This is a genomic window from Marinactinospora endophytica, from assembly GCF_054780875.1.
Window position 1 is genome coordinate 137,239 of the sequence record NZ_BAAGVM010000011.1, and the last position, 11,817, is coordinate 149,055.

12 protein-coding genes are annotated in these 11,817 nt (G+C 71.9%); 5 read left to right on the forward strand and 7 right to left on the reverse strand.

All coding sequences use genetic code 11. The features are described 5' to 3' along the window. Positions 1–68: 68 nt before the first annotated feature. Complete coding sequence (locus ACYVHU_RS20005) at positions 69–521, forward strand: hypothetical protein (protein ID WP_144290638.1); 453 nt, start codon at positions 69–71, stop codon at positions 519–521. A gap of 32 nt (positions 522–553) precedes the next feature. Here the strand turns inward: ACYVHU_RS20005 and ACYVHU_RS20010 are convergent, their stop codons facing one another. Further along, entirely contained in the window at positions 554–979 is a 426-nt protein-coding gene (locus tag ACYVHU_RS20010) for an STAS domain-containing protein (RefSeq protein WP_144290637.1), read from the reverse strand. A 44-nt stretch (positions 980–1,023) separates the two neighbouring features. Further along, a complete protein-coding gene (locus ACYVHU_RS20015; RefSeq protein ID WP_078759994.1) occupies positions 1,024–1,938 on the reverse strand; it encodes a SigB/SigF/SigG family RNA polymerase sigma factor in 915 nt (304 codons plus the stop codon). A gap of 733 nt (positions 1,939–2,671) precedes the next feature. On the opposite strand from ACYVHU_RS20015, the gene ACYVHU_RS20020 reads away from it, so the two are divergent. Next, positions 2,672–3,382 (forward strand): PAS and ANTAR domain-containing protein, encoded by a 711-nt coding sequence (locus ACYVHU_RS20020; protein ID WP_078759534.1) that lies wholly within the window; start codon positions 2,672–2,674, stop codon positions 3,380–3,382. A gap of 14 nt (positions 3,383–3,396) precedes the next feature. Here the strand turns inward: ACYVHU_RS20020 and ACYVHU_RS20025 are convergent, their stop codons facing one another. After that, the gene (locus ACYVHU_RS20025) at positions 3,397–4,578 is read right to left on the reverse strand and encodes an AI-2E family transporter (protein ID WP_078759533.1); all 1,182 of its coding nucleotides are present in this window, start codon (positions 4,576–4,578) and stop codon (positions 3,397–3,399) included. 194 nt (positions 4,579–4,772) lie between these two features. On the opposite strand from ACYVHU_RS20025, the gene ACYVHU_RS20030 reads away from it, so the two are divergent. Further along, positions 4,773–5,459, forward strand: coding sequence for a GTP pyrophosphokinase (locus ACYVHU_RS20030; protein WP_078759532.1), 687 nt, complete (start codon positions 4,773–4,775; stop codon positions 5,457–5,459). Positions 5,460–5,501: 42 nt separating this feature from the next. On the opposite strand, the gene ACYVHU_RS20035 is transcribed toward ACYVHU_RS20030, so the two are convergent. Beyond that, positions 5,502–6,329, reverse strand: coding sequence for a sugar phosphate isomerase/epimerase family protein (locus tag ACYVHU_RS20035; RefSeq protein WP_078759531.1), 828 nt, complete (start codon positions 6,327–6,329; stop codon positions 5,502–5,504). 216 nt (positions 6,330–6,545) lie between these two features. Here ACYVHU_RS20035 and aroQ point away from each other — a divergent pair, with 216 nt between their 5' ends. Together aroQ and ACYVHU_RS20045 are read left to right on the forward strand one after the other, a co-directional pair. Next, positions 6,546–7,019, forward strand: a complete 474-nt coding sequence (gene aroQ, locus ACYVHU_RS20040; protein ID WP_078759530.1) for a type II 3-dehydroquinate dehydratase — start codon at positions 6,546–6,548, stop codon at positions 7,017–7,019. Positions 7,020–7,242: 223 nt separating this feature from the next. Continuing rightward, on the forward strand, positions 7,243–8,670 hold the full coding sequence (locus tag ACYVHU_RS20045; protein ID WP_498949239.1) for a S28 family serine protease: 1,428 nt from the start codon (positions 7,243–7,245) through the stop codon (positions 8,668–8,670). A gap of 99 nt (positions 8,671–8,769) precedes the next feature. Here ACYVHU_RS20045 and ACYVHU_RS20050 read toward each other — a convergent pair whose 3' ends face one another. The 3 genes from ACYVHU_RS20050 to ACYVHU_RS20060 form a co-directional block, all read right to left on the reverse strand. After that, a complete protein-coding gene (locus ACYVHU_RS20050) occupies positions 8,770–9,420 on the reverse strand; it encodes a hypothetical protein (protein ID WP_078759528.1) in 651 nt (216 codons plus the stop codon). A gap of 62 nt (positions 9,421–9,482) precedes the next feature. Continuing rightward, on the reverse strand, positions 9,483–10,883 hold the full coding sequence (locus tag ACYVHU_RS20055) for an MFS transporter (RefSeq protein WP_235000591.1): 1,401 nt from the start codon (positions 10,881–10,883) through the stop codon (positions 9,483–9,485). 41 nt (positions 10,884–10,924) lie between these two features. After that, positions 10,925–11,737 carry a glycerophosphodiester phosphodiesterase family protein gene (locus tag ACYVHU_RS20060; protein ID WP_078759526.1) on the reverse strand — a complete coding sequence of 271 codons (813 nt, stop codon included), beginning with the start codon at positions 11,735–11,737 and terminating at the stop codon, positions 10,925–10,927. Positions 11,738–11,817 lie beyond the last annotated feature (80 nt).

Below are 11,817 nucleotides of genomic sequence, written 5' to 3' on the forward strand. Positions count from 1 at the left end.
TGTTCGCTTTGAGTATGTGATCACTCACGCATGGTGATCAAGGGGGGGTGACGTGCGAAACTGGGGATGTGGAAGCACCGGAACCGCCCGTTGGGGCTCCCGAGGAGGTCCCCTCCTCCACCGCCGTGGCCGGCCCCCGCTACCGGCTGGACCGTGAATCCGTCGCCGTGCACTCCGCGGGGGAGACGGTGTCCGTCGTCCAGGGCCCTCCCCTCCGGCTGCCCCCGGGCAGCCGTGTGGGACCGGTGTACCGCCGGACGCCCGGGGGAGAGGTCGTCGTGCCGACCGGGCGCCTGCACGTCCGCTTCGCCGAGGGGGAACGGGCCGAGGAGCAGCGCGCCGAGTTGGCCGGCATCGGAGTGGTCATCGACCGGGTACCCGCATACGCCCCGCACACCGCCTGGGTGCGCGGGGCGCGCGGGGAGATCGCCGAGTCGCTGCGGCTGGTCGAACGTCTCGCCGCCCTCGACGGCGTCCGCAACGTCGAGCCGGAGATGCTGGGCGAACGGGCGTGGCGCTAGCCGCCCGCCTTTTCGGCCTCCGGGACGGCGCCTCAGCGCTTCGGGAGTGTCCGTGCCGCCCGCTGTTCCGCGGTGGAGGGTGCCGAACGCCGCTGCGCGGGGACGGGGGTCTCGGTGAGCGCCCGGAGCGCCTCCTCGCGGGTCCGGTACACCGTCAGCGACCGGGTGAGTCCGGCCCGGGCGAGCACGCGTTCGGCCGGAGAGTCCGGCGTGGTGATGAGCGAGACCCGGATACCGCGGGCCGTGGCCCGGGTGCGTACCCGCTCCACGATCCCCGCGAGCGCCTCGTCGCACATGAGCGCCGCGCCGACGTCGATGACGAGTTCCCCGATCCGCTGGTTGGCCAGCCAGAGCAACTGCTCGCGTAGTCCGTGGCGGTGCCGGGCCTCGATGCTGTGCGGGAAGGCCGCGATGGCCCCGCGGCCCGCGTAGGAGACGTCGGCCGTCATCTGTGTCATCTGGTGCATGATCCGCCTGTCCAAGGTGTGAAGGAAACGTGTGTTCAACGACTGTGGGAGGTGGCGTCCGGCCGGTCGGAGGAGGAGACCTGGGACGCATCGGTGCCGGAGCCGGTGACCGAGTCGCTCATGAGCTCCTCGCGCAGCGTCCGCAACGTCCGCGCCAGCAGACGTGACACCTGCATCTGGGAGACGCCGATCATCGCGGCGATCTCGGTCTGGGTGTGGTCGGCGAAGAAACGGAGGTAGAGCACCCGCCGCTCCCGGGGAGGAACCCGTCGAAGGGCGACCTTGAGCGCCTCGCGGTCCACCACGTTCTCCAGCGCCCGGTCGAGGCCGCCGAGCGTCTCCCCCAGGGAGGTGTCCTCGTCCTCCTCGGCGCTCTTGCACGGGGCGTCCAGGGAGAGGGCGCTGTAGGCGGAGGAGGCGTTGATGAGTTCGACGGCGCCGTCCAGGTCGAGGTCCATCGCGGCGGCGATCTCGGAGATCGTGGGACTGCGCCCCAGGGCCTGGGTGCGTTCCAGGACCACCCGGTTGAGCTCGTTGCGCCGCTCCTGGTGACGGCGGGGGACGCGCACGGCCCAGGTGTTGTCCCGGAAGTGCCGTTTCAGCTCGCCGCTGACGACCGGGACCAGGTAGGACGGGAACGGTCTGCCGTAGTCGGGGTCGAAGCCGTCGATGGCCTTCATCAGGCCGACCATCGCGACCTGGCGCAGGTCCTCGGTGGGTTCGCCCCGGTTGCGGTAGCGGTCGGCGAGCCGCTGGACCCGTCCCGCGTACATCCGCGCGATCCTGCGGCGCACCTCGTCGCGGACGGGGGACGAGGGAGGAAGCCCGGGCAGGAGCCGGAGGAGGTGTTCGGCGTCGGCGTCGCGGGGGAGGGGCGGGCAGGACGCGCCGTCGCCACCCCCGAGCGGTTTCGAAGCTGATCGGGAGGGTGGGGCGAGTGCGCCGGTCATGACCATGTGACCCCCTGGGCGGTGATGGGTGGTGGGAGATGGGCGGGTCCGTTCTCGTCCTGGCGCGATCGGGACCGGAAGCCTCTCCGGAGCGGGGGGTCGGGTCGACATCGTCGACTATCTGCTATCCGCCGGCGGGGCGGCCGGACCGCTGAATCACGTTTTCAGACCCTTTAAAGGACTTTCCGGGCTGATTGTCATTGAAACGAGATCAAAGATGTTTTTTGTAGCTGTTTGCCCTTTTTGGGGGTGGGTTTGCCCTGGTGAGCGACATGTTCCGTCAACGGGCGGCGAGCGGCGCGCATGGCCTTCCACGGGCCGCTCCAAGGCACCTCGGAACGGAATACGGACAGCTATATGCCCAGGTCAGATGTTTATGGCCACCCGATGGCGGCTAGCGGTCGCCCCGCGGGGGACGCTCGCGCGGGTGCGCGCCGGAGCTCCGTGGTCGGCTTTGAAGGAAAGGCCGCCCCGCAGGGGACCGTCCGGCGCACGGCCGGAGGGGATCCTGCCCGCATCACACGCCGGCGCGGGCGGGGACCGGAGGTGATATCCGGCCGTCACCCGGCCGGGTCGCCCCGGCACGGACGGCCCACCGCGCCGGCGTCTCCCCGACACGCCGGCCCCAGGGGCACCACACCGGAGGGCGCAACCGTACGGGAAGCCGGGAAGCCCGCCACCGTGCCCCCGCAGCCTCCACCGGACGGGGCGGACGACGGGGTACGGTCGCGCCATGACCATGGAGGACGGCAGGACCGCGAGGCCCGAACCCGCGGTCGACAAGCACCTCGCGGGCAGCTTCGCCTGGGACGTGCGTGCCGACATGCTGTGGTGGTCGCCCGGACTCGTGCGGATCTTCGGCTACCCGCCCGGCCGGATGCGCCCCAGCATCGACGCGATCCTGGAACACGTCCACGCCGACGACCTCGGTGACGTCCACGGCCTGCTCGCCCGGATCAAGCGCGACGGCGGTCTCTTCTCCATCCAATACCGCATCATCGACGCGCAGGGGCGCGAGCGCAGTGTCTTGACGATGGGCGCGGCCGAACAGGACGAGACGGCGACCACCGTGTGGGTGGGCGGCCACGCCAGTCTCGCCCCACCGCCCTCCACGCACCCGAGCGCGGGACCGCGCGTGCGCGAACTGGAGGCGGAGAACGCCCAGCTGCGCACCGAGCTGGCCAACGCCTGGGCGGCGCACGCCTCCCTGGCCGACATCGAACAGGCCAAGGGCATGCTCATGCTCGCCTGCGACTGCGACGCGGCCCAGGCCACCGCCGCGCTCAAGCGGATCTCCCAGCACACCAACGTCAAGGTGCGCCACCTCGCCGCGGGCGTCATCGCCGCGATCACCGGTCGGCGCGACGAACTGCCCGCCTCGGTCCGTGACGCGATCCTGCGCGAACTGGGCCGGCTGCGCGCGGGGAACCACCACCCGGAGTGAACGGCGGAGCGGGGTCAGCCCCGGTCCGGTGGGGCGGCCGGCCGGGACGCCCCACCGGCCTCCTCCACGGGACCGCCGCGCTCGGAAGGGGCCCGGACCTTCCCGCCCCCTCCGGCGCCGACCTTCGGCGCGGCGGACTCCTCCTCGGCCGGCGAGCGCCGCAACAGCGCCGCGACCACGGCCGCGATCGGGGTCGACAGGAACGCTCCGGCGATCCCGCCCAGCAGCGAACCGATCGTGATGACGAGCAGGACCACGGGGGAGGGCAGGTCCAACGACCGCCCATAGACCCGGGGCGCGAAGAGGTTGCTCTCCAACTGCTGGACCAGGATGGTCACGCCCACCACGACCAGGGCGATCACCCACCCCTCGGTGACCAGCGCGGCCAGGGCCGACAGGAGACCGGCCAAAAACGCCCCGATCACCGGCAGGAACGCCCCGATGAAGGTGAGGACGATCAGCGGGATCGCGAGCTGGATGTCGATCAGGAAGATCAGGAAGATCCCGATCCCGACCGCGTCGATGAGGCCGACGATCGCGACCCCTCGCACATAGCGTCCCAGCACCTCATAGGCGGTCGTGCCGCCGGAGTAGAGGGAGGAACGGCTCGCGGCGGGGAACAGGCTGAGCAGCCACTGGACCAGCCGGTCGCCGGAGTGCAGGAAGTAGACCGTGAGGACGGCGACCAGGACGATACCGATGACCACCTGACCGGCCGCGACGGCGCTGGACCAGGCGCCGCTGACCAGCCGGCCGGAACTCTGCTGGAGCTCCTGCTGGGCACGCGACCACAGTTGTTCGAACATCGCCTGGTCGACCCCCACCCGGGCGAGCGCCGAGGGCACGCGGGCCAGCCCCTGTTGGACGCTGGCGATCAGGTCGCCCGAGCCGGCGAGGGCGGGTTGGATCATCAACGTGATCGCGCCCCCCAGCACGACCAGCGATCCGAGGACGACGATGGTGGTCGCGGGACCGCGCCCCAGCCCCTTACGGCGCAGCCACGCCGTCGGCGGGCCGAGCAGGGCGGTCAGCGCGACCGCGAGGATGATCGGGATGACGACCGTGCGCAGGCGGATCGCGATCCACACCAGGATCGCGATCGCCGCACCGACGACGAGCAGCCGCCAGGCGACTCCGGCGGCCGCCCGCAACCGTTCGTCGGCGCCGTCCCGTTGCCCTGCCCTGTCCGGGGTCATCCTGCCTCCAACTCTCCGGCCTTCGGTGGGATCGGCCGGAACCACCGGCCAGGCGGATCCGCCCGCCACGCCGCCTCCGCACCACACCTACCCTCTGAGCGAGGGTCGAACGTCCCTTTCGGCCACGACGTGGGGTGACCCGGCATACAATCCCCCTTCCAGGGCCGACAGGCTGACAAGAGCGGAAAGGCCGCATGGGCGAGAAAGACACGCGACCGGGACGGGAGACGGAGTCCGGCACGTCGCCGGAGGAGGCCGACAGCGCCCTCTTCCTGCGGGAGATCGAGCGGCACCTGCTCGTCTGCAAGTTCGCCGTGGACGAGCTGATGACGAAGCTGCGCATCCTGAGCGAGGAGTTCGACTTCGTCCGGGAACACGACCCCATCGAACACATCAGCCACCGCATCAAGCAGCCGGAGTCGATCCTGCGCAAACTCCGCCGCCGAGGGCTGTCCCCCGACGTCGTCTCGGTCCGCGAGCACCTCGACGACGTGGCCGGGGTGCGTGTGGTCTGCCCCTTCGTCTCCGACGTCTACACGGTGGCCCGGCTGCTCGGCCGGCAGAACGACGTGACGGTGATCCAGACGAAGGACTACATCGCCCAGCCCAAACCCAACGGTTACCGCAGCCTGCACCTGATCGTCGAGATTCCGGTCTTCCTCTCCGACGGGGTGGAACAGGTCAGGGCCGAGGTCCAGCTGCGCACGATCGGGATGGACTTCTGGGCCGCGCTCGAACACCAGATCTTCTACAAGTACGACCACAGCGCGCCCGAAGGGCTCCTGGAGGAGCTGACCGCCGTCGCGGAGGAGTCGGCCCGGCTCGACCTGCGGATGGAGGCGCTGCACCAGCGCATGCGCGAGGGCAGCGCGCCCGCCTGAGAGATACAGGGACGGTGCCCGGCACGGACTCCCTGACCGGTCTCAGGGCCGGGGCCCGGCCGAGGCCAGGAGGGCCGCCGTGGCCGAGTAGGCCCGCCGGGCCGCGATCCGGGCGCCAAGTCCGTCCAGGTCGTCGGAGGCCACCTCGACCCCCACCGGCGCCGTCACCCCGTGCCCGCGCAACAGCCGCAGGAAGCCGCGCACATCGGCCACGCCGTCACCGGGGAGGAGCCGGTGGTGCCGCGCCTCCTCGGCCAGATCCCCGCAGGGACGGGCGCGGCAGTCGCAGACCTGTACCGCCACGATCCGCTCGGGAGGGATGGGAGCCAGGTCCGCGGCGGTGCCGGCGGCGCGGTGCCAGTGCCAGGCGTCGACCAGCAGACCCGAATGTCGCGGGTCGCCGCCGCGGGCGAGCTCCCAGGCGCGCGGCAGCGACGGGACCGCCCCGTAGGGCATGAACTCCAGGGCCAGCCGCACCCCACGGGCCGCGGCGCGCTCGCACAGCCGGGCGTAGGCGGCCACGAGGTCGACCCCGGGGGAGAGCGGATCGGGCAGGCCCGTGTGCACTCGTTCGGCGCCGAACGTCAGGGCCATGGCGAACAGAGCGGCTTCGCGTTCGCCGGGCTCCCCGCCCGCCCAGTCCGACAGCAGCTCGACCTCGGTGACCCGCAACCCCAGTTCGTCCAGTAACGCCAGAACGTCGCGGTCGTCGTGCCCGCTGCGGCGGGCCCGGCGCAGGTCGTCGAGGCTCAGGCCCACCCCGGTGAAACCGGCCTCGGCCGCAGCCTCCAGCCGTTCCCGCAGGTCCCTCGCCCCGCGCAGGGTCAAGGAGCTGACCGTGAGGTCGTCGCCGGGTGCCGTCACGCGCATGTCCGTCCCCTCGGATACGGAAGGGGCGGGTGTCCGCCCATCGCCGCGTGGCCCCCTACCCGACGCGGTCCGTCCCACCCCGCGCGTCCTCCTCCCCGAACACGGTGTCCCACCGGCGATAACCTCGGCGGGATCACTATCGGCGCCGCCGCGCGACCGGGCCGCCTCGGCCCGGGGGTCCCGCGGCGGCCTGTCCCGACAGGAGAGGACCCGACCGTGTCCGGTTCCCCAGCCGCTCCCGCCCGCCCCAGCGTGCTGCTGCTCAACGGCCCCAACCTCAACCTGCTGGGGGAGCGCGACCCCGCCCAGTACGGGACCACCACCCTCGCCGACGTCGAGCGCAGGGTCACCGCGCTCGGTGAGGAGCTGGGGGTGACGGTGACCTGCGCCCAGAGCAACTCCGAGGGCGCCCTGGTCGACCACGTGCACGCGGCCCGCGCCCACCAGGCCATCGTCTTCAACCCGGGCGCCTACGCCCACTACAGCATCGCGCTGCGCGACGCGATCGACGCGATCCCCACGCCCTGCTTCGAGGTGCACATCTCCAACGTCCACGCCCGTGAGGAGTTCCGCCACACCTCCGTCATCGCGCCGGTCGCGGCCGGCTGCATCATCGGCTGCGGGGTCCTCGGCTACGAACTGGCGCTGCGCGCCGCCGTCGGGCACATCGGCGGCCGGGCCACCGCGTGACCACGGCGCACGCCGGCCGGCCGCGCGCCGGCCGCCGTGCGCTCTTTCCCCGTGGCGAGGGGCGTTTCCGGTGTTGGCGGGATCGCCCCGTCATGACTGACCGTATGCGGCTCTTGACGTGATACGTCCGCGCGCCCAATGATCAGCCTTCAAACGACGGAGCGCGCTCCGTCCCCGACTCGCGGTGCCCACGAAGCTCCGGAGCCTCACTGGAGGTCACGCGTTGAACCCACGACGACGTCTTGCGACGTCATCCCGCACCACCACGGTCTCCCTGCTCGCCGCCGCGGCGTTGCTGCTCCCGGCCCTCCCCGCCGCCGCGCAGGAGCCCGACGGTGACATCCTCGACCGGCTGGAGGACATCCCCGGCCTCACCGTGGTCGAGGAACAGCCCACCGAGGAGGGGTTCCGCTACTTCGTCCTCGGCTACGAGCAGCCGGTGGACCACACCAATCCGGCCAAGGGCACCTTCCAGCAGAGGCTCACCCTCCTGCACCGCGGTTTCGACCGGCCCACGGTGCTGCACACCAGCGGCTACAACGTCTCCACGCGGCCCTCGCGTTCGGAGCCCACCCGGCTGATCGACGGCAACCAGATCTCCACCGAGCAGCGGTTCTTCTCGCCCTCGCGCCCGGAACCGGCCGACTGGGACGACCTCAACATCCGCCAGGCCGCGGCCGACCACCACCGCATCGTCACCGCGCTCGACGACATCTACGCCGAGGAGTGGATCTCGACGGGAGCCTCCAAGGGCGGTATGACCTCGGTCTACCATCGTCGGTTCTACCCCGGCGACGTGGACGGCACCGTCGCCTATGTCGCCCCCAACGACGTCCGCGACCGCGAGGACAGCGCCTACCTGGAGTTCTTCGAGACGGTCGGCGACGACCCCTCCTGCCAGCGCTCGCTGGAGGGGGTGCAGCGCGAGGCGCTGGAGCGCCGCGACGAGCTGGTCGCCCACTACGAGGAGCTGGCCGCGGCCAACGGCTGGACCTTCCACCGCGCGATCGGCAGCGCCGACGCGGCCTTCGAGATGCTGGTGCTGGACACGCCCTGGGCGTTCTGGCAGTACCAGACGACGTCACGGTGCGCCGACGTGCCCGGCACCGACGCCACCACCGATGAGATCGCGGCCTTCCTCGACGAGATCGCCGGGTTCGAGTTCTACAGCGACCAGGGCACCGAGCCCTACATCCCCTACTACTACCAGGCCGCCACCCAGCTCGGCACCCCGAGCGTGCCCACCGACCACATCGACGACCTGCTGGAATACCCGGGACAGTTCACCGCGTCGACCTACCTGCCCGACGAGATGGACCTGCCCCGCTATGACCACCGCGCGATGCCCGACATCGACCGCTGGGTCCGCAACCACGGCAGCCAACTGCTGTTCGTCAACGGCGAGTACGACCCGTGGAGCGCCGAACCGTTCGAGGTCCGGCGCGGACACCGGCGGGAGGCCTTCTCCTTCACCGCGCCCGGCGCCAACCACGGCGCCAACATCGCGGCACTGACCGAGGCCGACCGCGCCGCCGCCACCTCGGCGCTGCGCCGTTGGGCGGGCGTGGCCGACGAGGTCGCTACCCTGCGCGGCGGTGACCGCATCCCCGGGCTGGACGACGTCGGCGACACCGAGCGCCGTCCGATCTGACCGGTCGATCAGGTGCCGTGGCCCCGGTGGGCGTCCCGCCCGCCGGGGCCACGGTGCTCCAGCCCCGTCTCCCCAGGGGCGCGCCCCGGCGGGAAAAGCTCATTCCCGTGGTTCGGCGTACCAGCGCCAGGAGCTCCGGCGAGGACGTCCGGGCAGCTCACCGCGTCCCGTGGCCCAGAGCAGGGTGGGCCAGGGCTCCGCCTCCGCCGGCACGTCGGGAAAGAGACGGGCCAGCACCCGCGCGCACAGGCCCGCGGGCGGTCGCCAGGCCAGGCCGAGCCCCAACGCCATGTCGTGCGTGTGCACCAGGGTCTCGACGATCCCCATCGCGGCGAACCCCGCCGGATCCGACACCCCGTGGCAGTGGTAGGCGCGCGTTTCGGCCGGGCGGACGCGCACCATCGCCGTCAGCAACGCGCCGCTCGCCTCCACCACCTGCAACAGGCCCGCCGGACCCGCGCCCCGATCGGCGTGGACGCTGTTGGCCGGACCACCGGGGCGACGGCTCTCCCACACGAAGGGCACCTCGCGCTCCAGCGGCGGGGTGCGCGGACCCAGCTGCGCCGCGTAGGCGAACAGGTCGTCGGCGAGGTGCTCGGCGGTCTCCCAGCAGCTCCAGTCCAGGCGACCGGCCGGGCCGTCCCAGGCCGCCTCGGGGGCCTGGCGGAGGGTGTCCACGGCGAGGCGCACGGCGAGGTCGACATCGTCGGCGGTGACGGGGGAGCACGCTGTCTCCACGGGTTCGGACATGGGGCGACCGTAGCGCACGCGGAAAGCGCCCGGCGCGGCCCGGCCGCCCCCAGGCAGCGGGCTCACACGCGCTCGGGCACCTCGTTGCCCGCGGCGCGGATGGCCGCGGGGATGTTCACGGCCAGCAGCGCGGCGAAACCGATGACGAAGAACAACGCCAGCGAGAGGATGGCCGTGCGGTAGTCCCCGCCTGTCACGTCCAGGGCGATCCCCAGGGTGAGCGAGCCGAGGAAGGCCGAGCCCTTGTCGCTGATCTCGTACAGGCCGAAGTACTCGGCCTCCTTGCCGCGCGGGATGAGGTGGGAGAACAGGGAACGCGACAGCGCCTGGGTGCCGCCCAGCACGATCGCGATGAAGAAGGCCAACACCACGAACTGCGGCACCGAACCCGCCTGAAGGAGCGGCGCCGCCGACACCACCACCAGCCAGACCACCAGGCTGGCCAGGATGGTGCGCTTGGTCCCCAGCCGGCGCGCGATCGCGCCGAGCAGCAGGGCTCCCCCGAACGCGACGAACTGCACCATCAGGATGGTCCCGATCTGGACCTCCTGGCCCAGCCCCAGGGCCTGATCGGCGAAGACCGCTGCGAAACCGATGACGGTCTGGATCCCGTCGTTGAAGGCGATGTAGGCCAGCAGGAAAAGGAGCGTCCGGGGGTAGGCGCGCAGGCCCTTCAGGGTCTGCCACAACTGGGCGAAACCGCCTGCCAGCACCCCGGCGCCCCGCGGGCGCGCGGCGCCGCTTTCCTCGGTCGCGGGGGGCCGGGCCGGGTTGCGCAGCCGGGCCAGCGGGATCAGGGCGAACAGCGCCCACCAGACACCGGCCGACACCATGCAGATCCGCACCGCGTGCTCGGCCGTCACCCCGAACGCGCCGTGGAACAGGTACAGCACCAGGTTCAGCGTCAGCAGCAGCGCACCGCCCAGATAGCCCATGGCCCAGCCGCGCGAGGACACCGCATCGCGCTCGGCCGGCCCGGCGATGTCGGGCAGGAAGGAGTTGTAGACGACGAAGGAGCCGCCGAAGGCGGTGTTGGCCAGCACGAACAGCGCGGCGCACACCAGGGGGCCGTCGGCGAAGTACAGGCCCATCGTCGCGAACGCGCCCAGGTAGGCGAAGACGCCCATCAGCTCGCGCTTGCGCCCGGTGTAGTCGGCCAGCGCGCCCACGACGGGCAGCAGCACGAGCTGGAGCAGGACCGACAGCGACGTCGCGTAGGGATACACCGACGTCGGGTCCACCGACCAACCGGCGAACAGCTCGATCCGTCCCTCGGGCCCCGCGGCGGCCTCGGCCATGGTGGTGAGGTAGGGGCCGAGGAAGACGGTGATGACGGTGGTGGAGAAGACCGAACCGGCCCAGTCGTACATGTACCAGGCCCGCCACTCCCGGCGTCGGGAGGGGGAGCGGGCTGGGTCACCGGAGGGGGAGGGGGGTGCCGACGCACCGGGGGGAAGGGACACGGGGCTCTCCAACGGACGGACCGGTCGGTCGGGACAGGGGGTCAGGCGGACGCGCGCGCCTCGGTGGTGGTCGGCCAGGCGCCGCGTTCGGCCAGCACACGGCGCAGGCCCACCACGTCGTCGCTGACGATGCCGTCGACGCCGGCGTCGAGGAGGCGGCCCATCACGACGGGATCGTTGATCGTCCACACGTGCACCTGCATACCGAGCCGGTGTGCCGCGGCGATGAAGTCGCGGCTGACCACGGGGAAATTTCCGGCGCGCAGCGGCACCTGGGCGCAGGAGACGCCGCGTCGGGCCAGGCCGCGCAGCAGGGGGGAGAGGCAGGACAGGCGCAGCCGCGCGACATCCCAGGGCGCCGCGGACATCGCGACCGGACGGTCCAGCGTCCGGCGGACCCGCTCCAGCCGCCGTTGGTCGAAGGAGCCCACGCACACCCGGTCCCAGGCGCGGGTCCGGCGCAACACCCGGGCCAGCGGCTCCACGGCGGAGTCGGCCTTGACGTCGATGTTGAACCGGGCCTCGGGCCAGGTCCCCAGCAGGTCTTCCAGCAGGGGGACCGATTCGACGCCGCCGACCCGGGCGCGCGCCACCCGCGCGTGGGGGAGGTCCGCGATGGCCCCCGAACCGTCGGTGGCGCGGTCCAGGGTCGCGTCGTGGAAGGCCACGAGCACGCCGTCGCGGGTGGCGTGCACGTCGGTCTCCAGGTAGCGATACCCCAGGTCGATCGCGTTCTGGAACGCGGGGACGGTGTTCTCCAGTTCGGTGCGCACCCGCCCGGAGGCGTCGGTCAGCCACCCGCCACGGTGGGCCAGCCCGATCGGCGTGGGCGTGTCGAGGTAGGTGAGGGTCACCCGAGCAGTATGGCCGCTCCTGCGTCCCGCAGGGGAGGGCAAGCGCTTTCAAAAGTGTGGCGGGAAGGCGGTCCTGGTCG